Source organism: Pseudomonas entomophila, from assembly GCF_029193575.1.
Lineage (GTDB): Bacteria > Pseudomonadota > Gammaproteobacteria > Pseudomonadales > Pseudomonadaceae > Aquipseudomonas > Aquipseudomonas entomophila_G.
Map to the genome: position 1 here is coordinate 21,837 of NZ_JARGCS010000032.1, position 24,006 is coordinate 45,842.

Sequence of the window (24,006 nt, forward strand, 5' to 3'; positions counted from 1 at the left end):
CAGCGTTCGTTGCTCAGCCTCTGACACCCAACATCCCACGGTCGACGATGAAATCGATCACCGCCTGCAATCCCTCGCCCTTTTTCAGGTTGCTGAAGGTCCACGGCCGCTCGGGGCGCATGCGGTTGGTGTCGCGCTCCATCACTTCCAGCGAAGCCCCCACGTAGGGCGCGAGGTCGGTCTTGTTGATCACCAGGAAATCCGACTTGGTGATGCCCGGCCCGCCCTTGCGCGGGATCTTCTCGCCCTCGGCGACATCGATCACGTAGATGGTCAGGTCGGCCAGCTCCGGGCTGAAGGTGGCGCTGAGGTTGTCGCCGCCGCTCTCGACGAAGATCACCTCCAGGTTGCCGAACTTGCGCGCCAGCTCCTCCACCGCCGCCAGGTTCATCGACGCGTCTTCGCGGATGGCCGTGTGCGGGCAGCCGCCGGTCTCGACGCCGACGATGCGCTCGGGCTCCAGGGCGCCGGCCTCGGTGAGGATGCGCTGGTCTTCCTTGGTGTAGATGTCGTTGGTCACCACGGCGATGTGGTAGTGGTCGCGCATGGCCTTGCACAGGGCTTCGAGCAGCGCGGTCTTGCCAGAGCCGACCGGGCCGCCGACACCGACGCGCAGGGGTTGCTGATAGCTTTGCATGGGGCAGTCCTCAGGAACGGAACAATCGGGTGTATTGGGTTTCGTGGCGTGACGAGGCGATCGCCAGCAGTGGCAAGCCACCGCCCAGCTGGTCGTCGTCCAGGGCCAGGGCCTGGTCGAGCACGGCGGGCAATTCCTCGCCCAAGTCGCGCAACAGGGTCTGCGCCGCCTGCTGGCCGAACGGCACCAGCTTGACCCCGGCCATCACCGCGCCCTCCAGCCAGGCGAAGCCATGCCCCAGCGCCAAGTCGCGCAGCGGGATGCCCCACTGCGCGCCGAGCCAGGCCATGCCGCCCAGTTGGCTGAGTTCCAGGCTGGCCCGCCAGGCCGGGGCCTGGCCCAGTTGCCAGCCATCGAGCAGGCGCGCCAGGGCGCTGCCACGCTGGCGCTCTTCAAGGCGCAGCTCGGCGGTTTCGCGGTTGGCCAGCAGAAAGCGGCTCCAGCGCGCGAAGGCCTCGGCATCCTCGGCCGCGCACGCCTGGTACAGGCGCGCCAGCACCGGCCAGTCGAGGCAGCCCAAAGTGTCGTGCAACTGCTCGCGCTGCCAGGCACAGAAACCGGTGGTATCGCGCACCCAGCCGGCCTCGACGGCCCACTCCAGGCCCTGGGAGTAGGTGAAACCACCCACCGGCAGGCCGGGGCTCGCCAGTTGCAGCAGGCGCAGCAGCGCCAGGTCGCGGTTCATCAGCCGGCCAGCACGAACGCGGCGCCTGCCAGCAGGCCGCCGCCAAACAGCTTCTGCAGCTTGGCGTGGCGACGCAGCATGCAGCCAACGCCAAAGCCCGCCACCAGCAGCAGGCCACTGACGGTCACGAAGCCCGCGCTGAACAGCCAGAAAGCGCTAGGCGTGGCTTCCACGCCATGGGCCCAGCCGTGGAACAGGGCGAACACCGGCATGGCCAGGGCCAGCAGCAGTTGGCGGTTGGGCAGCAGCATGGCGACGGCGGCCACCACCAGCGATACGCTGATCATGGTTTCCACACCGACCAGGTCACCGAACAGGTGGCCAAGCACCGCGCCGCCGAACATGGTGCCGAGGGTCGCCAGCGGCAGGCTCAGGCTGCGCCGGGTCAACGCCGCCAGCACGCCGGTGCCGAGCAGCATCAGCAGGTGGTCGAGGCCGGTCAGCGGGTGCAGCAGGCCATCCTGCAACGGGTTGCTGTCGTGGCCGGGGTGGGCGAAGGCCGGCAACGCGACCATCAGCAGAACGAGGGCGAGGGTCTTTTTCATCGGGTGCTCCTAGGCAGTTCAGGAATGAGTGGGCAAACGGACGAAGGGGTGGTCGTGGGCATGGCCATGGGGCGCGCTCTGGTAGGCGCCGGCCTCGGGCTCGAACGGCGCGCGCTCGGCCTCGACCGTCAGGCCCAGGCCAATCACCATGTCGTCCAGCACATGGTCGTGCTGGTAGCGCAAAAGGCCGGGCTCGATCTGCAGCGGCACGTGGCGGTTGCCCAGGTGATAGGCGGCGCGGGCCAGTTGCAACGGGTCGGCGCAGCGCACCGTGGACACCGACTCGGGCGCGGCGATCACTTGCACCACCTGCTGGCCCTCGGCATCGGCGAGCAGCTCGCCGCCGCGCAGCAAGTGGCCGCGTTCGAGCATCAGGCCGGCGTCGCGCCCGTCGTCCAGGGTCACCCGCAGGCGGCTCTTGATACGGCTGTCGACATCCAGGGTGACGGTGCCGGTGACCGTGGCGGCTTCGGCGACCCGGCGGGTCAGGACAATCATGCTTGCTCCTTCAGAACAGGAAATAACGCTGGGCCAGCGGCAGTTCGCGGGCCGGCTCGCACACCAGCAGCTCGCCGTCGGCGCGCACCTGGTAGGTCTGGGCATCGACTTCGATCAGCGGTTGCAGGGTGTTGTGGAGCATGTCGGCCTTGCGCACGCGGCGGCAGCCGTGGGCCACGCCGATCAGGCTGCGCAGGCCCAACTCCTCGGCCAGGCCGCGCTCCATGGCGGCCTGGGGCAGGAAGGTCATGCGCGTGGCATGGCGCGCCGCGCCCAGGGCGCCGAACATCGGCCGGTAGTGCACCGGCTGTGGCGTGGGGATCGAACCGTTGATATCGCCCATGGGCGCGGTGACGATCATCCCGCCCTTGACTACCAGGGCCGGCTTGACCGCGAAGAACGCCGGCGCCCAGAGCACCAGGTCAGCCAGCTTGCCCACCTCGATCGAGCCGACTTCGTGGGCGATGCCATGGGTCAGCGCCGGGTTCATCGTGTACTTGGCGATATAGCGCTTGACCCGGAAGTTGTCGCTGTAGTCGCTGTCCGGCGCCAATGGGCCGCGGCGCACCTTCATCTGGTGCGCCACCTGCCAGGTGCGCAGCACCACTTCGCCAACCCGGCCCATGGCCTGGGAGTCGGACGAGGTCATGGCGAAGGCGCCCATGTCGTGGAGGATGTCCTCGGCGGCGATGGTCTCGCGGCGGATGCGCGACTCGGCGAAGGCGACGTCCTCGGCGATGCTCGGGTCCAGGTGGTGGCAGACCATGAGCATGTCCAGGTGCTCGTCGACCGTGTTGATGGTGTACGGCAGGGTCGGGTTGGTCGACGACGGCAGCACGTTGGCCTGCCCAGCCGCGCGGATGATGTCCGGCGCATGGCCGCCACCAGCACCCTCGGTGTGGAAGGTGTGGATGGTGCGATCGCCGATCGCCGCCAGGGTGTCCTCGATGCAACCGGACTCGTTCAACGTGTCGGTATGGATCGCCACCTGGATGTCCATTTCCTCGGCAACGCCCAAGCAGCAATCGATGGCCGCCGGGGTCGAACCCCAGTCTTCATGCAGCTTCAAACCCACGGCGCCAGCGGCGATCTGCTCGCGCAGCGCTTCAGGGCGCGAGGCGTTGCCCTTGCCCAGCAGGCCGATGTTGATCGGCAGGCTGTCGGCGGCCTGGAGCATGCGCGCCAGGTACCAGGGGCCAGGGGTGCAGGTGGTGGCGTTGGTGCCGGTGGCCGGCCCCGTGCCGCCACCGATGAAGGTGGTGACGCCGCTGGTCAGCGCCTCCTCGACCTGCTGCGGGCAGATGAAGTGGATGTGCGAGTCGATGCCGCCAGCGGTGACGATCTTGCCTTCGGCGGCGATCACCTCGGTGCCGGGGCCGACCGGCACATTGACGCCGGGCTGCACGTCGGGGTTGCCGGCCTTGCCAATGGCGGCGATGCGCCCGTGCTTGACGCCAATGTCCGCCTTGACGATGCCCCAGTGGTCGATGATCAGCGCGTTGGTCAGCACCAGGTCCATGGCCTCGGCAGCCAGCATCTGGCCTTGGCCCATGCCGTCGCGGATGACCTTGCCGCCACCGAATTTCACCTCTTCGCCGTAGATCGTGAAGTCCTTCTCGACCTCGACCCACAGCGCGGTGTCGGCCAGCCGCACGCGGTCGCCCACGGTGGGGCCGAACATGTCGGCGTAGGCCCTGCGGGAAATACGGCTCATGCCCTGCCCTCCAACGCGCCCATCACCTTGCCCTGGAAACCGTAGACTTCGCGCTTGCCGGCGTAGGCCACCAGTTGCACGGTGCGTGACTGGCCCGGCTCGAAACGCACGGCGGTGCCAGCGGGGATGTCCAGGCGAAAGCCGCGGGTGGGCTCGCGCTCGAACACCAAGGCGTCGTTGACTTCATAGAAGTGGTAGTGCGAACCGACCTGGACCGGGCGGTCGCCGTGGTTGGCCACGCTGACGCTGACCGTGGCGCGGCCAGCGTTGAGTTCGATGTCGCCTTCGGCGACCTGGATTTCTCCGGGGATCATGGGCTGCTCCTGGTCAGACGATGGGGTCGTGCACGGTCACCAGCTTGGTGCCGTCGGGGAAGGTCGCCTCGACCTGGACGTCGTGGAGCATCTCGGCCACACCCTCCATCACCTGGTCGCGGCCCAGCACTTCGCGGCCCAGGCTCATCAGCTCGGCAACGGTGCGCCCGTCGCGCGCGCCTTCGAGCACGGCGGCGCTGATCAGCGCCACCGCCTCGGGGTAGTTGAGCTTCAGGCCACGGGCCAGGCGCCGTTCAGCCAGCAGCGCGGCGGTGAACAGCAGCAGTTTGTCTTTCTCTCTTGGGGTCAGCTCCATCGCGGCTCTCTCAGGTGGCCCAGATGCGCGGCGGGCACGGCGCCAGGCCGAGGACGGCCGGGCGCAGCAGGTGCCAGAGCCGCTGCAGGTTGCGTTGCAGGTGTTGGTTGTCGTGGTCGAGCAGGCGGATCACCAGCAGCGGGCCGAGCAAGGTGGCGCCAGCCGGGGTGCCGAGTGCGTCCAGCAGTTCGCGCACCTGTTCCAGCAGGCGGGTGTCGGCCGGCGCGGCGCAGAAGGTGGCGAGCAACGGGTGGCCGCCAAGCTTCTCCAGTTGGCCACCGGTGACACGCAGGCGTTCGTGCAGGCCAGGTTCATCGGGCAGATCGATGCGCAACCGGCTGTCGAGGGCACCGTGGTCGAAGCGCTCGTTCATCACCGGCCGACCCAGGCACAACGTTTCCCAGGCCAGCAGGCGCGCGCCAGGTTCGAGGGTGAAGCGGCTGTCGAGGCGGGCACGGGCGCCATCGAAGAAAATACTGTCCTGAGGCAGCCACTCCAGGGTGCTGCCAGCGGCCAGGTGGAAGCGTTGCTCGAGGCGCGCGGTCGGGCCGATGCTGCGGTAGAACTTGCTGGCGCCGGGCATGGTCAGCAGTGCATGGCTGCCCGGATCAAGGTGAATGTCCAGCTCCAGGCGGTCACCAGCGACGATGCCGCCCGGCGGGTGCAGGACGTAGACATGACAGGGCGCACCTTCCGGATAGAAAGGCCTTTGCACCAAAAGAGGACCAAAATGCCGGCGCGCACCAAGACGAGTCACGCCGTCGCGCTGGACGAAGCGCAGTTGCAGGTGCGCGCTCCACCCCGCCTGTTCATCCCCTGGTTCGACCCGCTCTGCCAACGACATCCTGCATTCCTTGAAATCCGCGGCCTGAAGACTGCCAGCCAGTGTTTTGCTTATCCGCCCGGCGGACAGGTCTGACCACTTGAGTCGATCTTTACGAATTGCATATAGCAGGTTACGGGCCAACTACTCAGATGAACCCAGATGAAATTCGCAGGCCGCCTCGCGCCACCTTCGCCCATGTTCGCCAACCCGCGCACCGGTCAGAGGCGCGCCGACGCCCCGTTTCAGTGCTTCACAGCCTCGGCAGCACTTTCTCATCCAGGGCCTTGAGCGCTAAAGTGGCCGTCCATTGCCCTTCTTGCAGGACGCGCCCATGCACTTCGCCCCCGCCATCCCGGTGCTGCGAATCTTCTCGGTCGACAAGGCCAAGGAGTTCTACCTCGACTTTCTCGGCTTCACGCTGGATTGGGAACACCGCTTCGCCCCAGACCTGCCGCTTTATGCGCAGATCCACCGTGACGGGCTTGTCCTGCACCTGTCCGAGCACCACGGCGATGCCTCGCCGGGTTCGACGGTGTTCGCCCGGGTCGAAGACCTGCGCGCGTTGGAGCGCGAACTGCTGGGCAAGCAGTACGGTTATGCCCGGCCCGAGGCCGAAGAGGTCGATTGGGGGTTGCAGATGCAGGTATGGGACCCGTTCGGCAATCGCCTGCGGTTCTGCCAGCAGATCGGCGAGGCATAAGCGGGTGAACTCAAGGGCCCAGCACGGCGTGGGAGCTACTGTCTTCGTTGTGTCAGTGCCGTGTCAGGAAAGCCTTTACCCAGCGCCTGCATCCAGCTTTCCCCAAAGGCATTGCGCCAACGCGCCATTAGTGCGGCCGTCCCTTCGACGGGCTGAACCGCCAGGTGGTCCGGCCAATTCATGACTGGACGTTTCCGATCCTCGGCGGATGGTTTATCGTGGCGGGGTGCGCATATAAAGGAGGCCCATTAGTCGGGCCTCGGCAAGACAATAGAGGGTGTCATGAGTAACGAAATCAACTGGGACAAGCTGGGCTTCGACTACATCAAGACCGACAAGCGCTACCTGTCCGTGTGGCGTGACGGCGAGTGGGACAAAGGCACCCTGACCGAAGACAACGTACTGCACATCAGCGAAGGCTCCACTGCCCTGCACTACGGCCAGCAGTGCTTCGAAGGCCTGAAGGCCTACCGCTGCAAGGACGGCTCGATCAACCTGTTCCGCCCCGACCAGAACGCCGCACGCATGCAGCGCAGCTGCGCACGCCTGCTGATGCCGCAGGTGCCGACCGAGGTGTTCATCGAAGCGTGCAAGCAGGTGGTCAAGGCCAACGAGAAATTCGTCCCGCCGCACGGCAAGGGCTCGCTGTACCTGCGCCCGTTCGTGATCGGCACCGGTGACAACATCGGCGTGCGCACCGCCCCCGAGTTCATTTTCTCGGTCTTCGCCATCCCGGTCGGCTCGTACTTCAAGGGCGGCATGAAGCCGCACAACTTCCAGATCTCCAGCTTCGACCGCGCCGCCCCGCAAGGCACCGGCGCGGCCAAGGTCGGTGGCAACTACGCCGCCAGCCTGCAGCCGGGCGCCGCGGCCAAGAAAGCCAACTTCGCCGACGCCATCTACCTGGACCCGCTGACCCACACCAAGATCGAGGAAGTCGGTTCGGCCAACTTCTTCGGCATCACCGCCAACAACGAGTTCGTCACCCCGAAATCGGCGTCGGTGCTGCCTGGCATCACCCGCCTGTCGCTGATGGAACTGGCGCAATCGCGCCTGGGCCTGACCGTGATCGAGGGCGATGTGGAAATCAACAAGCTCGACCGCTTCATCGAAGCCGGCGCCTGCGGCACCGCCGCAGTGATCACGCCGATCGGCGGCATCGACTACAACGGCAAGCTGCACGTGTTCCATGACCTGGAGAAGGTCGGCCCGGTCACCCAGAAGCTCTACAACGAGCTGACCGGCATCCAGAGCGGTGACGTCGAGGCACCGGCGGGCTGGATCGTCAAGGTCGCGTAAGCCTGCGCCACCCACGAGAAAGGGGCGTGCCATCACTGGCCCGCCCCTTTTTCTTTGCGATGCCGCGTCAACAGGGCAGGCGCTGTTGCGTAGATGAATTTTTCTTAAATCGCCGCTTGTCTATTCTTTGGCACAATCAGGTCTCTATCCGCCGCCCAGGAACCAGCATGCCTCGCGTACTGACCATTGAAGACGACGCCGTCACCGGCCAGGAAATCGTCGCTGAACTGTCCAGCCATGGCCTGGACGTGGATTGGGCCGACAATGGCCGCGAAGGCCTGGCCAAGGCGATTGCCGGTGGTTACGACCTGATCACCGTGGACCGCATGCTGCCGGAAGTCGATGGCCTGACCATCGTCACCACCCTGCGCAGCCTGAAGATCGCCACCCCCATCCTGATGATCAGCGCCCTCTCCGACGTCGACGAACGGGTACGCGGCCTGCGCGCCGGCGGCGATGACTACCTGACCAAACCGTTCGCCTCCGACGAGATGGCCGCGCGCGTCGAGGTGCTATTGCGGCGCAACAGCGTGCCGATGACCCAAACCCGCTTACAGGTCGCCGACCTGGAACTGGACCTGATCAGCCATGAGGCCCGCCGCGGCGACAACAGCCTCAACCTGCTGCCCACCGAGTACAAGCTGCTGGAATACCTGATGCGCCACTCCGGCCAGGTGATCACCCGCATGATGATCTTCGAGGAAGTCTGGGGTTACCACTTCGACCCCGGCACCAACCTGATCGACGTGCACATCGGCCGCCTGCGCAAGAAGATCGACCCGCCCGGGCAGACACCGCTGATCCGTACCGTACGGGGCTCCGGCTATGCCATTGCCGAACCCGTCTAAGGGCTGGAGCTCTTCGACCAGCCGCCTGCTGGCACTGTACAGTTTCCTGTTCGTGGCCTGGAGCAGCATCCTCATGGGGGTGCTGTACTTCGAGGTCTCCAGCTACCTGAACAAGCTCACGCGCCACTCCATGCTGCAACGCCAGCACCTGTTCACCCACATGACCGGCAAGCAGCTGGACGACGCACTGATCGCCAGCCAAGCCTTCGAGGAGCGCAGCTTCGACGCCTACGGCCTGTTCGACGCGCAGCTCAACCCCATCGGCGGGCGCATCCGCGCGATCCCGTCGGAACTGGGCCTGGACGGCAAGATCCACGAACTCAAGCGCTGCCTCGACGCCGACGACCCGCGCCTGCCGCCGGACAGCTGCGACGCGGTGGCGATCCACATCCCGGATGGGCGCTGGCTGGTGTTGGTGCGCGACAACGGCTCGTTGTTCGTGGTCACGCGGATCATCCTGCATGCCCTGCTCTGGGGCATCTCGCTGACCCTGATCCCCGGTTTCGCCGGCTGGTACCTGCTGCGCCGTCGCCCGCTCAAGCGCATCCGCGCAGTGCAGGCCAGCGCCGAACTGATCGTCGCCGGCGACCTCACCCACCGCCTGCCGCTGTCGGCACGGCGCGACGAGCTGGACATGCTCGCAGCCATCGTCAATGCCATGCTCGACCGCATCGAGCGGTTGATGCACGAGGTCAAGGGCGTGTGCGACAACATCGCCCATGACCTGCGCACCCCGCTGACCCGCCTGCGCGCCCAGCTCTACCGCATCCGCCAGCAGAGCGGCGCGAACTCGCCGGAGGCCGAGGCGCTGGACCAGGCCATCGGCGAGACCGACACACTGATGGCGCGCTTCCGCGGCCTGCTGCGCATCAGCGAGCTGGAAGACCGCCAACGCCGCGCCGGCTTCGTCGAACTCGACCCGCATGCGTTGCTGGCCGAGCTGCACGACTTCTACCTGCCACTGGCCGAAGATGGCGGTATTCGCCTGTCGCTGGAGCAGCCGACGCACTTGCCGGCGCTGCACGGTGACCGTGAGCTGCTGTTCGAGGCGCTGGCCAACCTGGTAGGCAACGGCATCAAGTTCACCCCCGAGGGTGGCCAAGTGCGGGTCCGGGCGCTGCAAGACGACAGCGGCGTGCACATTTCGGTGGAGGATAGCGGGCCGGGGATTCCCGAGGAGGAGCGCGCAGCGGTGTTGAAGCGCTTCTACCGCAGCGAGGAAGGCCATCGCCACCCGGGGTTCGGGCTGGGGCTGTCGATCGTCGCGGCGATCGTCGACCTGCATGGCTTCAGGCTGGAGGTAGGAGCCAGCGAGCTGGGCGGGGCCAAGTTGGTCCTGCACTGCGCGGTGGCCTGAAAGCATCGCGGGGCGAGCCCGCTCCCACAAGTTCGGCGCCGTGCTCAATGAGGGCGTAGAAACCAGTGGGAGCGGGCTTGCCCCGCGATTGGGCTGCAGCGCAGCCCGCTTGTGCGAATCAGTCAGCCAAACGCCAGGTCGTCGCGCCCTTGCTGTCTTCCAGCACCACGCCCATCGCGGTCAGCTGGTCGCGAATCCGGTCGGACTCGCCCCAGTTCTTGTCCGCACGCGCCTGCAGACGCGCCTGGATCAATGCCTCGACCTCGGCCGCATCGACCTTGCCTTCAGCGCCGGCACGCAGGAAGTCATCAGCCTCCAGTTGCAGCACGCCCAGCACATCCCCCAACTCGCGCAAGCGCCCTGCCAGGCCAGCGGCGGCCTCAGGGTCGCTGTCGCGCAGGCGGTTGATCTCACGCACCAGGTCGAACAGCACGGCGCAGGCTTCTGGCGTGCCGAAGTCGTCGTTCATCGCCACGCTGAAGCGCTCGACGAACGCCTCGCCGCCCTTGGCCTCCACCCGCGGCAGGCCACGCAGCGCATGGTAGAACCGCTCCAGCGCACCCTTGGCATCACGCAGGCTGTCTTCGGAGTAGTTGATCGCACTGCGGTAGTGGCTGGCCACCAGCAGGTAGCGCACCACCTCCGGGTGGTACTTGTCGAGCACGTCGCGGATGGTGAAGAAGTTGTTCAACGACTTGGACATCTTCTCGCCATTGATGCGGATCATGCCGCAGTGCATCCAGGCATTGGCGTAAGGCTTGCCGGTCGCCGCCTCGCTCTGGGCGATTTCGTTCTCGTGGTGCGGGAACTCCAGGTCGCTGCCGCCACCATGGATGTCGAAGCTTTCGCCCAGGCAGCAGGTGGACATCACCGAGCACTCGATATGCCAACCCGGGCGCCCCGGGCCCCACGGTGAATCCCAGTACGGCTCGCCGGGCTTGACGCCTTTCCACAGGACGAAGTCGAGCGGGTCCTGCTTGGCCTCGTCGACCTCGATGCGGGCACCGATGCGCAAGTCTTCGATCTTCTTGCGCGACAGCTTGCCGTAGCCGACGAACTTGCCGACCCGGTAATACACGTCGCCATTGCCCGGCGCGTAGGCGTAGCCTTTGTCGATCAGGGTCTGGATCATCGCGTGCATGCCCGCGATGTGGTCGGTGGCACGCGGTTCCTGGTCCGGCTTGAGGATGTTCAGGCGGCGCTCATCCTCGTGCATCGCCTCGATCATACGGGCGGTCAGCGCGTCGAACGACTCGCCGTTCTCGTTGGCCCGGTTGATGATCTTGTCGTCGATGTCGGTGATGTTGCGCACGTAGGTCAGGTCATAACCACTCTTGCGCAGCCAGCGGGTGACCAGGTCGAAGGCCACCATGCTGCGGCCGTGGCCCAGGTGGCAGTAGTCGTACACGGTCATGCCGCACACGTACATGCGCACCTTGTTGCCGTCCAGCGGTTTGAAGACTTCCTTGGCCTTGCTCAGGGTGTTGTAGATGGTAAGCACGAGGATTCCTTAGCTGCCCCACGAATCGCGCAGGGTCACGGTGCGGTTGAACACCGGGCGACCCGGCTGGCTGTCCTTCAGGTCGGCGCAGAAGTAGCCTTCGCGCTCGAACTGGAAGCGGTCTTCGGGCTGGGCCTGGCCCAGCGAAGGTTCGGCCCGACAACCACGCAGCACCTGCAGCGACTCGGGATTGATGTTATCCAGGAAGCTGCCACCCTCCTCGGCCTTCTCCGGGTTCGGCGAGCGGAACAGGCGGTCGTACAGGCGCACTTCGCACTCGACGCTGCCCTCGGCCGGCACCCAGTGGATCACACCCTTGACCTTGCGGCCCTCGGGGTTCTTGCCCAGGGTATCGGCGTCGTACGAGCAGCGCAGCTCGACGATATTGCCCTCGGCGTCCTTGATCGCTTCATCGGCGCGAATCACGTAGCTGCCACGCAGGCGCACCTCGCCGTTCGGCTCCAGGCGCTTGTAGCCCTTGGGCGGCTCTTCCATGAAGTCGTCACGGTCGATGTACAACTCACGGGCGAATGGCAGCACACGCACGCCCATGTCTTCCTTCGGGTGGCGCGGCAGTTCGAGCTGCTCGACCTGGCCCTCGGGGTAGTTGGTGATCACCACCTTCAGCGGGCGCAGCACGCACATGGCGCGTGGCGCGGTGCGGTCGAGGTCGTCACGGATGCTGAACTCGAGCATCGACATGTCGACCACGCCGTCGGAACGGTTGGTGCCGATCATTTCGCAGAAGTTGCGGATCGACGCCGGGGTGTAGCCGCGGCGGCGGTAGCCGGAGAGGGTCGACATGCGCGGGTCGTCCCAGCCTTCGACGTGCTGCTCGTCGACCAGTTGCTTGAGCTTGCGCTTGGAGGTGATGGTGTAGTTCAGGTTCAGGCGGCTGAACTCGTACTGACGCGGGTGCGCCGGCACCGGCAGGTTGTCCAGGAACCAGTCGTACAGCGGGCGATGACCTTCGAACTCCAGGGTGCAGATGGAGTGGGTGATGCCCTCGATGGCATCGGACTGGCCGTGGGTGAAGTCGTAGTTGGGGTAGATGCACCACTTGTCACCGGTCTGGTGGTGGTGGGCATGGCGGATGCGGTAGAGGATCGGGTCGCGCAGGTTCATGTTCGGCGAGGCCATGTCGATCTTGGCGCGCAGCACGCGCTCGCCATCCTTGAACTCGCCGGCCTTCATGCGCGCGAACAGGTCGAGGTTGTCCTCCACGCCACGCTCGCGGAACGGGCTGTTCTTGCCTGGCTCGGTCAGGCTGCCGCGGTATTCCTTGGCCTGCTCGGGGGTGAGGTCGCAGACGTAGGCCTTGCCGCGTTTGATCAGTTCCACGGCCCAATCGTGCAACTGGTCGAAGTAGTCCGAGGCAAAGCGCACCGGGCCGGCCCACTCGAAGCCCAGCCATTTGACGTCGCGCTGGATCGCGTCGATGTACTCCTGGTCTTCCTTGGCCGGATTGGTGTCATCGAAACGCAGGTGGCAGGCCCCCCCGAACTCCTGGGCCAGGCCGAAGTTGACGCAGATCGACTTGGCATGGCCGATGTGCAGGTAACCATTGGGCTCCGGCGGGAAACGGGTGACGATGGCGCTATGCTTGCCCGCGTCCAGGTCGGCCTGGACGATCGGCCGCAGGAAGTTCACAGGGACGGCGGGGGCGCCTTTGGCTGCGGCGTTGGGCGCGTTGTCGGTGGGCTTGCTCATAAGATCCTTGAATGCTGGTCTTCAGCCTGGGTAGGCCGATTGAATCAAAGGGCCTATCATAGCCGAAGCAGTCAAGCTGCTGACAGCCGGGCACCGACAAACTGGCGCGATTTCTCGCAGCCTGCCGGTGCAACCTGGCAGAATGGCCGCCGCGCGCCCTGCGTCGCCGCCGCCGAATCCCGCGCGAGGTGGCCGCGAGCGACCTGCGCACCCGATTCCCGTATGCCTTGAAAGAGCGAATTCCAGCATGTCCAAAGTCAAACTGAGCACCAACCACGGCGACATCATCCTGCAACTGGACGCCGAGAAGGCCCCGAAAACCACCGAGAACTTCGTTCAGTACGTCAAGGAAGGCCACTACGACGGCACCGTCTTCCACCGCGTGATCAACAACTTCATGATCCAGGGTGGCGGTTTCGAGGCTGGCATGAAGCAGAAGCCAACCCGTTCGCCGATCCAGAACGAAGCCGACAACGGCCTGAAGAACGCCAAGTACACCGTCGCCATGGCTCGCACCATGGAGCCGCACTCGGCTTCGGCGCAGTTCTTCATCAACGTCGCCGACAACGACTTCCTCAACCACAGCGGCAAGAACGTCCAGGGCTGGGGCTACGCGGTGTTCGGCGAAGTGATCGAAGGCCGTGAAGTGGTCGACGCGATCAAGGGCGTCAAGACCGCTTCGAAAGCCGGCCACCAGGACGTACCGGCCGAGGACGTGATCATCGAGAAAGCCGAGATCATTGAGTGATCCTGCTGATCTCCGATCTGCATTTGCAAGAAGAGCGCCCGGACATTACCCGGGCGTTTCTTGATCTGCTCGACGGCCGCGCGCGCCATGCCAGGGCGCTTTACATTCTTGGCGATTTCTTCGAAGCGTGGATTGGCGACGACGCCATGACGCCATTTCAGCAATCGATCTGCCAGGCCCTGCGGCAGTTGTCGGACAGCGGCACGGCGATCTACCTGATGCATGGCAACCGAGACTTCCTGATCGGCCAGGCGTTTTGCAAGGCGGCCGGCTGTACCCTGCTGGACGACCCGAGCGTGGTCGAGCTGGGTGGCGAGCCAGTATTGCTGATGCATGGCGACACCCTGTGTACTCGCGACGTCGGCTACATGAAGCTGCGCCGCTACCTGCGCCATCCGTTGACCTTGTGGATCCTGCGGCACCTGCCGCTGGCCACGCGGCAGAAACTGGCGCGCAAGCTGCGCAGCGAAAGTGCCACGCAGGTGCGCATGAAGAACACCGAGATCGTCGACGTCACCCCCGATGAAGTCCCCAAGGTAATGGCTGAGCATGGGGTTCGCACCCTCGTCCATGGCCATACCCATCGGCCGGCGATCCACAAGCTGGTGGTCGACGAGCACCCCGCACGGCGAATTGTCCTGGGTGACTGGGACCGCCGCGGCTGGGCGTTGCAGGTGGATGAGCAGGGCTTCCAGCTAGCGCCTTTCGAATTCTCCTGACGACCGCACCGACCTCATCGCGGGCGGCGATCCGTCTTGCCCCGCGATGCCCCTCCCCCTCCCCCTCCCCCGATCCTTCCCCGCCCCCGGATGAAATTTTACGGTTTCACCCCCGTTGCAACGTCTTGAAAGAGACGTGTCAGATTTTTTTCACCCGGCACTGCAGTTTTGCCGCGCTCATTCGTCCTAGTAGGTGAGCCATCTCATGATCTCCGGACAGTCCACGAAAAGGAGCGTTCATATGCACAACCCGCAACCCTCGCTGCAGAGCGGGCGTACCCTGGGCAAGGAGCCTTCGGGGCAGGTCGCAGGTACGGAAGAACGGATCGGCAACGAGCAGATCCGCGAGCTGCTGCGCGCCTATGGCCTGCGCACCAGCCTGATCCGCCTAAAAGTCATCGATGCCCTGCACAGCGCCGACCGCAACGGGCGCAGCATCGGCGTGCGCGGCGTGCATGCGCAATTGGAGCAACTGGATATCCCGCTGTCGTTCCTGAGCGTGCGTGAAGTGCTCAAGCGGCTGTGCGTGGAGGGGGTGATCAGCCTGGGCAGCGACAAGTGCTATAGCCTGCAACCCCAGGCCCGGGCTGTACTGGAGCAAGGCCCCGGGCGTTGAAGCCATGGCCGGCCAGGGCTGGCCGGCCGGTGAAGGTCACGACTTGACCTTGCGCCGCAGGATGCCGTTGATCACGACGACGACCACGGCAATGCCGATGGCCAGGTACTGGAACGTCTGCTCACTGATCGTGCCCTGGCGCTGCAAGTAGCTCAGGCCGAACATCACGCCCATCATCACGACGATGATCAGGATCGAATACTTGAAGCGCTGCATGTGAGTCATCGAAGGTTCCTTGCGACATCGGGGGCAAAAGGCTCGCGACGAGCCGCGGCCATGATACAACGCAGCTGGCATAGGCGCTGCATTTCCTGCTGAGCCGCCAGGCGAGGGGCTGAAACCATTGGGCTTTCCCACCCCATGGAGCCCAACCATGCTCAAGCACATCCTGTATTGCTACCTGCTGCTGACCTCCGCCACGAGCCTGGCACTCGATACCGCGCCCCTTACCCAACCCCAACTGCTCAGGCTAGGCAACGCCCTGGCCTACACGGCAGGCGCCAGCCAATGGCAACAACTCTGGCAACGTGTACGCGAAACCGGCCACCTGCGCATCGAACCCGAACAACGCCACTTCACCCTGCCTCAAACGCGGCTCCCGGAACTGGCACGCCAGACCCTGGAAACCGCCGACCAAGTACTCCCCGTCAACCGTACCCAAGCGCTCTACCGCCGTGATTTCAGCCCAACGACCATAGGCCAGGTGAAGGGCCAGCCCCTGAATGCCTTCTGCCTGGTGGTCGACTGGCGCAGCCTCCCTGAAGCCATGCGCGAAAACCCACATGCCTACTTGGGCCAAGCCAGCCTGCTCGAGGCCTATCCCTGTGAGTGAGGGTAGCCCCACCCTTGGCGATACCGGATTGATCGACCGACGAAACCTCGAGGCCTGCAAGGCAATGACGGCGCGATGTCCTACGTGTGCAGCCATCGATACCCGCGAGCATTGCTCACTCCAGGCTACAGCCGCCGTTCCGCTTGGCGCCTAGCGACCGTTTTCCCAGCTGTCCGAGAATCTAGCCACGCCACTGGCCGGCATTGGCCAGCGGCCTGGCTCTAGCGACGCAGATGCCCTGTCATCGCGCTGTCCAACCTGCGAGGAAGTCACATATGGAATTGCCCGACCTGGATCGAATTGATATCACCCAGCTCCCGCACTCTCTCCAATCGCTGATCGAATGCATCGGCATTGAAAACGCCTACGTGCTGACCTGTACCTATGGCGGCAGGCCCAAGTACATCCCCAAGCACCGCGAACGCACCAAGCTTGCGGACATTCTCCCTGCCGAAGCCCTCGATGCGCTGATCAAGCGTTTCTCCGGCGTGGCCCTGGAGATCCCCAAGGCCGATCACTTCCAGCGCCAGCTGCGCAACCTGCAAATTCAGAAGGAAAGCGCCGACGGCCTGTCGCGCAGCTTGCTCGCCGACAAGTACGGCCTGAGCCTGCGCCAGATCGGCAACATCCGACGCCTGGAAAACCACGCCCGTTGAAGGCACCCACCCTGCGCAACCTCCCGCAACGATAAAGAGACGCCCCCATGACTACAATCGACAATAACCTGATCGGCTCCGTCATCAACGCCTTACCCATGGACCGCATGATCGCCGCCCCTTTGCAAGCGATGATCGATGCACAGGTGACGGCCAGCAAATCCTACGCCGACTTCCTGCTGAACGTCTGCATCAAGGACGGCAAGGCCACCGCGATCGAATTCAATTACGAAGAAACGCTGGTGGACGAACAGGGCCAGACTACCGGCACGGTCACGCGCAAGATGCAGATCCCGCTGATGGCGGCGATCACCCACCCCAACATCTGCATCGAGGAAGGCAAGGTGGAGTTCGAGCTGACCATCAGCCAGATGGCCGAAAGCACCACCGCCACCAATCTCGGCGGCGAAGCGGCAGGCTCCCTCGGTTGGGGGCCGTTCAAGCTCAACGTCAAAGCCAGTGCCAGCCACAAGTCGGAACAAACCCGCAAGACCGACACCCGTGCACGCTACGCCTTCAACACCATGGTACGCCGCCAGGAACCGCCAGAGGCCTTGCAGCGGGTCATGGACTTCTTGACCGATGCTGCCACCAAACCCGTTCGACTCGACGACAAGCCCGCACCCAAACTGCAGGACAAACCGCAAGACAAACCTAAGCGTGAAACACCGTCAAACTGAGGTGCTGGATATCATCGACATGCTCCCCCGCCCAAGGCGGGGGTTCCGCTTTCTTGAGGAGCCTACCCCGTGGACCCTGTTTCTCCCAGCCAAGCCCCTATGACCTCGAATGACCTGAGCGATATCACCCGAGGCCTGCAGGAAGCCGCCGCCGCCACCAATACCTTGATCGCGCAGCAATACATCAAGCTCTTCGACCAATTCTTCGACTACAACCCCCATGCACTCGGCACGCCGATGAAAGCCAAGATGGTGGAGGTGGCCCTGGGTGAGCAACACACCTTGCAAGTACCCTTGATCGCCTTGGTCAACCCTCGAGGGTTGGCGCTGGAACGCATGCAGGTCGACCTGTCGGTGCGGATCAACGGCATCGACACCCGCGCGGCACTGGAGCAGGCCCGAACTGACGCACCAGGTGCGCGTTTCCAGGTGACCGTGGGAAGCAATGGTCGCCGGGGCGACAATCGCGACCCTGACGAGGTACAGATCCGCATGCAATTCCAGGCCAGCGAGCCCCCCGAGGCGATCAATCGCCTGATCGAGGAATACACCAACCTCATCCTCCCCCAGCGTACCGCCACAGCCCCCAACACCCCGCCGAACGGAGAACGCAACGAGTTCATCGACGCTGCGACGGTTCGTTGAACCGTCGCAGCCACTTCAGAAATCACGTTTGTAGAAGATGTCCAACGAGCTGGCCAGCCCGCTAGCCGCCTCCAGGTAGACCTTCTTGCTCAGTTTGTAGCGCAAGGCGATGGTATTGGCCGGCTCGAATACCCCAACACCGTACCGTAAGCTCAGGCGCTCGGTCAGGTTGCCGCTGGCGACCACGCTGGTGGTGTTGCCAGAGCCCTCGGTGTCCAGCTGGAAGTCATCGATACCCAGGCTCGACGCCAGGCTGCCGGTGATCCCCGCGCTACCGGCCAGGCCAAGGCCCAGCGCGGCCTCGGCGAGCATGTTGTTGTCTTCGCCCGAGGTGCCCAGCGGACGCCCCAACACCAGGTACGACAGCGCCTGCTCCTGGCTCATGGCAGGCTCGGAGAACACCTTGGTGGTCGGCTGCTCGGCACTGCCGCTCAGACGGATGCCAGCGATCACGTCGTCGACCTGGCGGATCGCCTCGATGTCCAGGTAGGGCTGGTCGATGGGGCCGGCGAACAGCAGGCGTGCGCGACGGATGGTGAGGCGCTGGCCATAAGCGCGGTAGCGGCCGTCGGCCAGGCTCAGTTCACCGCGGGTGTCGAGGTTGTCGCCAATGTGCACGTGACCGAGCAGGTTGGCGGTCAGGCCGAAGCCGCTGAATGACAGTTTGTCGCGCCCCACCTCGACGTCGATGTCCATGGCGATCGCCATGGGCGCCTTGCCCTCCTCGGTCTGGTGGCCGACGATCACCGTGTCGTCGGAGACCTTGACCGTCGACGGCGGCAACTCGCGCACGGTGATCTTGCCCTTGGGCACCTGAACCTTGCCGGTCACCGCCAACTGCTCGTTGACCAGTCGGATGTTCAGGTCCGGTGCCACCTCCAGTGCGGCATAGGGCTCGACACTGACCGGCAATTGCTGGCCTTGCAGACGCAGGTCCATGCCCAGCACCTGGCCCCAGGTCAAGTTGCCCGACAATTGCCCGCGCCCCGCGTCGCCACTGCGCCAGTCGCCGTTGAGTTGCACCTGCTCGCCGGCGATTAACGCCCGCAACGACAGCTCTTCAAGGCTCACCGGCAACTCCGCGCCGCTCACGTGGCCGCCGCTGAGCACCAGGTCGCCATTGACCTGCGGTGCCAGCAGAGTGCCGGACAAGCGCCCACTGCCATTGAGCTGACCGGCCAGGCGCTCGACCATCGGCACGAAAGGCCGAGCGACCGACACGTCCAGCCCGCTCAGGCGGAAGTCGCCGGACAACGGCTTGTCGCGGCCCAGCGGGTCGATGCGTGCAGAGAGGTTCAATTCACCCAGGCGCTCGCCACGGAAGGTCAGACGGGTATCGACCTGGCGTGGCGCCAGGGTGCTGTCCAGGCGCAAGGCCTGGTAGGGAAAGTCGACCCAGCGCTCGTTGTCGCGCACCCGAAGTGTGCCGCCACTGGCGTCGACACTGATGCTGCCCTTGGGCCCACTGGCGGGAATGTCCAGGTTGATGTCGGCATTGAGCAGGCCCTGCCAGGCGAAGTCCTTCGGCAGCCATTGCGCGAGGCTGTCCAGCGGGAATTGTTTGAGGTGATAGCGCAGGCGCGGGTCTGGGGCCAAGCGCTGGTCGTCGCCGCACAGGCTGGCCTGCCCGGAACGCCAGCAGTGGGCGCCGAAGTCCAGCTGGCCGTTGGCCAGGCGCTGCAGACGCGCCGGAGCCTGCAACTGCCAGTCCTGGCCCCCGGCCTGGACCCGCCCGCTGGCCAGGCGGCCACGCCAATCACCCTTGGCCAGGGTACCGTCCATCGCCAGGTCCAACTTGAGCTGCGGGCCGTCGAGGGCGAGGCTCAGCGCCTGCTGACGGATATCGCCCTTGCCGCTGGCGTCCAGCGTGCCCAGTGCGGTTTCGCCCAGGCGGATGTTACCGACCTTGAGGGTAACCAACCCCCGTTGTGCGCTGTCCAGGCGAGCATCGAGGTCCAGGCGCTGAACACGGTTGTCGGCCTGGGCCAACTGTTGGCCTTGCAGGGTCAGCGTGCCTTGCGGTGCGCCAAGGGTGCCGGCCAGGTCGAGACGGCCCTTCACCTGGCCCTGCAGGCGCGGCCAGAGCTGGCCCAGGCGCGGCAGGTCGAGGTCGATGCGCCCGGCCAGGCGCTGTTGCAGGCTGGCGCTGCCGTTGATGCGGTTGTCGCCCAGTTGCACCGCCAGGCTACCGAGGGTCCAGGCTTCGCCCGCACCGCTGGCCTCGGCCTTGAGCAGGGCCGGCTGGCCGCGCAGGCGGCCCTTGAGGTCGAGCAACGCCTGCAATTTCAGGTGGCCGTCTTTCATCTCGCCCTGGCTGCGCAGCGGCCCGGCGAGGGTGCCGGGCAGCTCCGCCAGCCAGTAGGCAGGGTCCAGCGCCGACAGTTGCAGGTCGACGTCCCAGGCCAGGGTGTCGGCGAAGCGCACGGCGACGCTGCCAGCGGCCTTGCCCTGCCCCGCGCTCAGGGCAAGCTGTGGAAGGCGCACCTGGGCCAGGTCGCCGTCGAACGGGCTGGTGAGGTTGAAGGCGCCCGCAGGCCCGTCCAGGTCGCCGTTGAAGCTGCCTTGGTAGGCGCCGTCGCGGTACTGCACTTGGGCGGTGAGGCGTTTGAGAGTGACTTGCGGGGCCTGCTCCAGCGGATACAGGCGCAGCCAGGGAAAGTCCAGCCATTCGACCTGCGCCTCGGCGCTCAGACCTTGCTGCCAGTCGGCACTGGCCTGCAATTTGACTCGCTGGGTGTCGCTGGCACTGAGGTCCAGGGCATCGAGCCGCGCGCCCTTGGCATCGACCTTCCCGTCAAGGGCCAGGGCGATCGGCCCCTGCTCGGCCGGCAAGCTGGCCGCGCCCTTGAGTTGGTAACCCTTGAGCAGGTCGCCCTGGGCGGTAAGCTCGAGTTGCTGCAGTTGCAAGGTGTCGGGCAACGCCGCGGAGGCTTGGAAGGCGTCGGCGCGGACTTGGAGCGTGGCTGGCAGATGCTCGGCCAGCGCCTGCAACTCGCCGTTGATGCGCGCGTCGAGGTAGCCGCTGCTGGTGGCGTCGAGGGCCAGGGTCTTTTGCAGGTCGCCCTTGGCGGTCAGCACCAGTTGCCAGGGTTTGCCGTCAACCGCTGGCAGTTGCAGACTGGCATCGGCCGTCAACGGCCAAGCGCCCTGGGGCATCAGCGTGCCTTGCAGGGTCAGTTGCAAGTCATCACGCCGCAGGTGCAGGGCGTCGATGCGCAGGCCCTGGGCGGTCCAGTGCGCCGCCAGTTGCAGGTCACCGAGCAGATCGCTGTCGTCCAGGCGCAACTGGCCGACCTTCACCTCGCCCAGCTCGATGGCCAGCGGCAGGTTCAACGTCGGCAGTTGCAGGGGGCCGTCGCCCGGCTCGGCCTGCGAAGGGGCGAAAGCCATGTCGATGCGTTCGGCGTGCAGGCGGCCGATGCACAGGGTGGCGCGCAGCAGGCAGGCAGGCGTCCAGTCGAGCAGCGGCGCCTGGACCTCGACGCGGTTGCCCTCCTGCGCCCACGACAGTCGGCTGGCCTGCCACTGCCCGCCAAGGCGGCCCTGGAAGTCTTCGACCTCGAGCCCGGGCACCCACCCCAGGGCCCAGCGGCTGCCCGCTTGGGTGCCAAGCACCAGGCCCAGGGCGAGGGTCACCAGCAGCACCAATGCCAGCAGCGTCCACAACAGCGATTTGAGCACACGCATCACAGTTCCGGCCCCATGGAGAAGTGCAGTCGCAAGCCGCCGTCGTCATCCAGCGCCCGCGCCAGGTCCAGGCGCAGCGGGCCGACCGGAGAAACCCAGCGCACGCCGATGCCGACACCGGTCTTGAGGCTGGGCAGTTCCAGCGAATTGAACGAGTTGCCCTGGTCGATGAAGGTCGCCACGCGCCATTTCTCCGTGAGCGAATATTGGTACTCGGCGCTGCCCGCCACCAGGTAGCGGCCACCGATGCGGTCGCCGTCGCTGTTCTTCGGCGACAGGGTCTGGTAGTCGTAGCCGCGCACGCTCTGGTCGCCACCGGCGAAGAAGCGCAGTGACGGCGGGATGTTGTTCTTGTAGCCATTGGTGGCACTGCCGCCGAATTGCAGGCGACCGAGGAAGCGGTGGTTCTGGCCGAGAGTGGTCAGCCCCTTGAGCAGCACGTTGCCGTGCACCAGGTTGGTGTCGGAAACCAGCCCTTGCTTGGCCACCTGCAGGTCGAACTGCAAGCGGTAGCCGTTGTGCGGGTCGATGCGGTTGTCGCTGCGCAGGTAGGCGAAGCTGATGCCAGGCATCAGCAGGTTGCTCAGGCCAGAGTCGTCGCCCAGACGGTATTCCTCGCGCTGGTACTTCAGCGAAATCACCCGTTGCCAGCCACTGGGCAGCTTGCTGTGCCACTCAGGCCCGACCGTGAGCAGCTTGCTCAAGGTATCGGTGCCCGCAATCTCCTCGTTCTGGTAACCGCCGGCAAAGCGCAGCTTGTCGGTCAAGGGCGGATCGAGCGGGATGTCGTAGAACAGCCCGACGTTCTGTCGGGGTGCGGAGAGTTCGGTTTCCCAGCCATAGCTGTGGCCTTGCGGGTTCACCCAGTGGCGCGTCCAGTTGGCCTTGCCGCGTGGGCCGACGTCGGTCGAGAAGCCCAGGCCCAGGCCCAGGGTGCGTGGTTTGCGGATGTCGAGGCGGACATCCACCGGCACTACTTCAGCAACCGCCGCGGTAGGCGCAGCATCCACGCGCACACCTTCGAAGTAGCCGCTCGATTGCAGGTCGTTGTTCAGCTCGGCGATCAGTTCCGAGTCGTAGGGCGTGCCGGGCTTGAAACCGACCATGCGTTGCAGCAGGTCGTCGTCCAGGGGCGTGTCGCCGCCGAAGGTGACCTTGCCCAGCCGGTAGCGCGGGCCGCTTTGATAGACCAGTTCGATGTCCGCCACCCCGGCCTGGGGGTCGACCGCCAGGCGCTGGCGGGTGAAGCGACCGTTGAAGAAGCCATAGCGCGAGGCCTGGTTCTGGATCAGCCGCTTGGCGTCCTCGTAGACCCCGTGGTTGAGTTGCTCGCCGGCGCGCAACGCACGGCTGTCGGGGATTCGAAAGGCCTTCATCTCGCTGGCCGGGCCCTCGATGCGCACGGTCACGTTGCGCAGCCGCACCGGCTCGCCGGGGTCGACACGCAAGAGCAACTGCGCGGGCCGCTCGGCCTTGCCTGGCGCCTTGACCTCGCTGTCGATCTGCGCCTGGTAATAGCCCAGAGCCTGGGCAGCCTTGCGCGCCTGCTCCTCGGCACCACGGCTGAAACGCAACAAGGCCTCCTCGTCGCGGTCGCCGAGGCTGCCGATGTAGCCTTCGATATTGGCCTGCAATGCCTTGTTGGCCGGTTTCACCCGCACCAACAGCTCACTCTGGCCCCATGCTGCACAACTGGCGGCCCAGAAGACCAGGCCCCAGGTAAGTCTTCCTGAATACGTCATGCGCGGCATCCTACCAGAGCCGACGCACGGAAGCCGAGGCCGGAGGGCAGGATCAGACTTGGACGACGCCCGACGACACCGGGTTGGGATGGAAAAACACTTTCTCCAGGATCGGCCCCACCGCGATCTCGCCGATTTCCTGATACCCCTGGCGCTGGTAGAACGCCAGGTAATGGGAGTTACCGGTGTCCAGCACCACCCCTTGGGTATTGGGGTCTTCCGCGCACCATTCGTGCACAGCCTGTAGCAGTTGCTCACCGTATCGCTGACCCTGGAACTGCGGGTGCACACCCAGCAATGGCAGCACGTGCACCTGCTCGCTGGGCAGGCAAGCGGCCAGGGCAGCCTGGTAGTCGAGGTAACGACGGGTGCAGCGCAGACCGGTGCCGAGGATCATCCGCAGGCGCCAGGCCCAACTGTCGGCCACGCCCAGGCGGCGCTGCGGCGGCACGATCAGCGCCAGCCCCACCAGGCGGTCGTCGACCAACAGGCCCAGCGCCGGCAACTGCAAGGCGAAATGCTGGCGTACCCATTCGCGCACCAGCACCCGCAGACGCCGCTCGTAGCCGGGACGCTGGCCCTCGAACAGGTAGGCGAAGGTGGGTTCGTGGCGGTAGGCGTGATAGAGCAGCGAACGCGCCTCGCGGCCGTAGCCATCGTCGAGCAGCACGACCCGGGCTTGTGCGGCAGTGGTTTCGGGCATTGCGACAGACCTCCTTGGAGTGGGCATA

At 65.4% G+C, this 24,006-nt stretch carries 25 protein-coding genes; 11 read left to right on the forward strand and 14 right to left on the reverse strand.

The genetic code is table 11. The annotated features are described in order from the left end of the window. Positions 1-13: 13 nt before the first annotated feature. Genes ureG through P0Y43_RS14825 form a run of 8 tightly spaced genes read right to left on the reverse strand, consistent with a single transcriptional unit; the run spans position 14 to position 5,553 of the window. A complete protein-coding gene (ureG, locus tag P0Y43_RS14790) occupies positions 14-637 on the reverse strand; it encodes an urease accessory protein UreG (RefSeq protein ID WP_275637997.1) in 624 nt (207 codons plus the stop codon). Positions 638-647: 10 nt separating this feature from the next. Continuing rightward, positions 648-1,322, reverse strand: coding sequence for an urease accessory protein UreF (locus tag P0Y43_RS14795; protein WP_275637998.1), 675 nt, complete (start codon positions 1,320-1,322; stop codon positions 648-650). Then, complete coding sequence (locus P0Y43_RS14800) at positions 1,322-1,867, reverse strand: HupE/UreJ family protein (protein ID WP_275637999.1); 546 nt, start codon at positions 1,865-1,867, stop codon at positions 1,322-1,324. The genes P0Y43_RS14795 and P0Y43_RS14800 overlap by 1 nt, the downstream gene beginning before the upstream one ends. 18 nt (positions 1,868-1,885) lie before the next feature. Continuing rightward, positions 1,886-2,365, reverse strand: coding sequence for an urease accessory protein UreE (gene ureE, locus P0Y43_RS14805; protein ID WP_275638000.1), 480 nt, complete (start codon positions 2,363-2,365; stop codon positions 1,886-1,888). 10 nt (positions 2,366-2,375) lie between these two features. Further along, positions 2,376-4,079, reverse strand: coding sequence for an urease subunit alpha (gene ureC / locus P0Y43_RS14810; RefSeq protein WP_275638001.1), 1,704 nt, complete (start codon positions 4,077-4,079; stop codon positions 2,376-2,378). Further along, complete coding sequence (locus P0Y43_RS14815; protein WP_275638002.1) at positions 4,076-4,393, reverse strand: urease subunit beta; 318 nt, start codon at positions 4,391-4,393, stop codon at positions 4,076-4,078. The genes ureC and P0Y43_RS14815 overlap by 4 nt, the downstream gene beginning before the upstream one ends. Positions 4,394-4,406: 13 nt before the next feature. After that, a complete protein-coding gene (locus P0Y43_RS14820) occupies positions 4,407-4,709 on the reverse strand; it encodes an urease subunit gamma (protein WP_275638003.1) in 303 nt (100 codons plus the stop codon). Between the two features lie 10 nt (positions 4,710-4,719). Then, positions 4,720-5,553, reverse strand: coding sequence for an urease accessory protein UreD (locus P0Y43_RS14825; protein WP_275638004.1), 834 nt, complete (start codon positions 5,551-5,553; stop codon positions 4,720-4,722). A gap of 313 nt (positions 5,554-5,866) precedes the next feature. Between P0Y43_RS14825 and P0Y43_RS14830 the strand changes: the two genes are divergently transcribed. The 4 genes from P0Y43_RS14830 to P0Y43_RS14845 all read left to right on the forward strand — a co-directional run bounded on the left by P0Y43_RS14830 (position 5,867) and on the right by P0Y43_RS14845 (position 9,739). Further along, positions 5,867-6,235, forward strand: coding sequence for a glyoxalase superfamily protein (locus tag P0Y43_RS14830; RefSeq protein WP_275638005.1), 369 nt, complete (start codon positions 5,867-5,869; stop codon positions 6,233-6,235). A gap of 282 nt (positions 6,236-6,517) precedes the next feature. Next, a complete protein-coding gene (locus tag P0Y43_RS14835) occupies positions 6,518-7,534 on the forward strand; it encodes a branched-chain amino acid aminotransferase (protein WP_275638006.1) in 1,017 nt (338 codons plus the stop codon). A gap of 167 nt (positions 7,535-7,701) precedes the next feature. Beyond that, a complete protein-coding gene (locus P0Y43_RS14840; RefSeq protein ID WP_275638007.1) occupies positions 7,702-8,382 on the forward strand; it encodes a response regulator transcription factor in 681 nt (226 codons plus the stop codon). Continuing rightward, the gene (locus P0Y43_RS14845; protein WP_275638008.1) at positions 8,360-9,739 is read left to right on the forward strand and encodes a sensor histidine kinase; all 1,380 of its coding nucleotides are present in this window, start codon (positions 8,360-8,362) and stop codon (positions 9,737-9,739) included. Before P0Y43_RS14840 ends, P0Y43_RS14845 begins: the two co-directional genes overlap by 23 nt. Before the next feature lie 118 nt (positions 9,740-9,857). On the opposite strand, the gene cysS is transcribed toward P0Y43_RS14845, so the two are convergent. Both cysS and P0Y43_RS14855 read right to left on the reverse strand, forming a co-directional pair. Then, positions 9,858-11,240 carry a cysteine--tRNA ligase gene (gene cysS, locus P0Y43_RS14850; protein WP_275638009.1) on the reverse strand — a complete coding sequence of 461 codons (1,383 nt, stop codon included), beginning with the start codon at positions 11,238-11,240 and terminating at the stop codon, positions 9,858-9,860. A 9-nt stretch (positions 11,241-11,249) separates the two neighbouring features. Then, positions 11,250-12,950, reverse strand: a complete 1,701-nt coding sequence (locus tag P0Y43_RS14855) for a glutamine--tRNA ligase/YqeY domain fusion protein (RefSeq protein ID WP_275638010.1) — start codon at positions 12,948-12,950, stop codon at positions 11,250-11,252. A 247-nt stretch (positions 12,951-13,197) separates the two neighbouring features. Here P0Y43_RS14855 and P0Y43_RS14860 point away from each other — a divergent pair, with 247 nt between their 5' ends. The 3 genes from P0Y43_RS14860 (at position 13,198) to P0Y43_RS14870 (ending at position 15,033) form a co-directional block, all read left to right on the forward strand. Further along, positions 13,198-13,698 (forward strand): peptidylprolyl isomerase, encoded by a 501-nt coding sequence (locus tag P0Y43_RS14860; protein ID WP_275638011.1) that lies wholly within the window; start codon positions 13,198-13,200, stop codon positions 13,696-13,698. Beyond that, positions 13,695-14,417 carry a UDP-2,3-diacylglucosamine diphosphatase gene (locus P0Y43_RS14865; protein WP_275638012.1) on the forward strand — a complete coding sequence of 241 codons (723 nt, stop codon included), beginning with the start codon at positions 13,695-13,697 and terminating at the stop codon, positions 14,415-14,417. Before P0Y43_RS14860 ends, P0Y43_RS14865 begins: the two co-directional genes overlap by 4 nt. A 241-nt stretch (positions 14,418-14,658) precedes the next feature. Further along, positions 14,659-15,033 (forward strand): fe2+ zn2+ uptake regulation protein, encoded by a 375-nt coding sequence (locus P0Y43_RS14870; protein WP_275638013.1) that lies wholly within the window; start codon positions 14,659-14,661, stop codon positions 15,031-15,033. 36 nt (positions 15,034-15,069) lie between these two features. On the opposite strand, the gene P0Y43_RS14875 is transcribed toward P0Y43_RS14870, so the two are convergent. Then, complete coding sequence (locus tag P0Y43_RS14875) at positions 15,070-15,258, reverse strand: hypothetical protein (protein ID WP_275638014.1); 189 nt, start codon at positions 15,256-15,258, stop codon at positions 15,070-15,072. Between the two features lie 148 nt (positions 15,259-15,406). Here P0Y43_RS14875 and P0Y43_RS14880 point away from each other — a divergent pair, with 148 nt between their 5' ends. The 4 genes from P0Y43_RS14880 to P0Y43_RS14895 all read left to right on the forward strand — a co-directional run bounded on the left by P0Y43_RS14880 (position 15,407) and on the right by P0Y43_RS14895 (position 17,846). Further along, positions 15,407-15,865, forward strand: a complete 459-nt coding sequence (locus P0Y43_RS14880; RefSeq protein WP_275638015.1) for a hypothetical protein — start codon at positions 15,407-15,409, stop codon at positions 15,863-15,865. Positions 15,866-16,140: 275 nt separating this feature from the next. Continuing rightward, positions 16,141-16,521 carry a Mor transcription activator family protein gene (locus tag P0Y43_RS14885; protein WP_275638017.1) on the forward strand — a complete coding sequence of 127 codons (381 nt, stop codon included), beginning with the start codon at positions 16,141-16,143 and terminating at the stop codon, positions 16,519-16,521. Between the two features lie 47 nt (positions 16,522-16,568). Continuing rightward, a complete protein-coding gene (locus P0Y43_RS14890) occupies positions 16,569-17,201 on the forward strand; it encodes a DUF2589 domain-containing protein (RefSeq protein WP_275638018.1) in 633 nt (210 codons plus the stop codon). A gap of 99 nt (positions 17,202-17,300) precedes the next feature. Next, a complete protein-coding gene (locus P0Y43_RS14895) occupies positions 17,301-17,846 on the forward strand; it encodes a DUF2589 domain-containing protein (RefSeq protein WP_275638019.1) in 546 nt (181 codons plus the stop codon). A gap of 15 nt (positions 17,847-17,861) precedes the next feature. Here P0Y43_RS14895 and P0Y43_RS14900 read toward each other — a convergent pair whose 3' ends face one another. From P0Y43_RS14900 to P0Y43_RS14910, 3 genes are read right to left on the reverse strand one after another with little or no spacing between them, the layout of a single operon-like run. Further along, positions 17,862-21,533, reverse strand: a complete 3,672-nt coding sequence (locus P0Y43_RS14900) for a translocation/assembly module TamB domain-containing protein (protein WP_275638020.1) — start codon at positions 21,531-21,533, stop codon at positions 17,862-17,864. Next, on the reverse strand, positions 21,533-23,275 hold the full coding sequence (locus P0Y43_RS14905; RefSeq protein WP_275638021.1) for an autotransporter assembly complex protein TamA: 1,743 nt from the start codon (positions 23,273-23,275) through the stop codon (positions 21,533-21,535). Before P0Y43_RS14905 ends, P0Y43_RS14900 begins: the two co-directional genes overlap by 1 nt. 52 nt (positions 23,276-23,327) lie before the next feature. Further along, positions 23,328-23,978, reverse strand: a complete 651-nt coding sequence (locus tag P0Y43_RS14910; protein WP_275638022.1) for a GNAT family N-acetyltransferase — start codon at positions 23,976-23,978, stop codon at positions 23,328-23,330. Positions 23,979-24,006 lie beyond the last annotated feature (28 nt).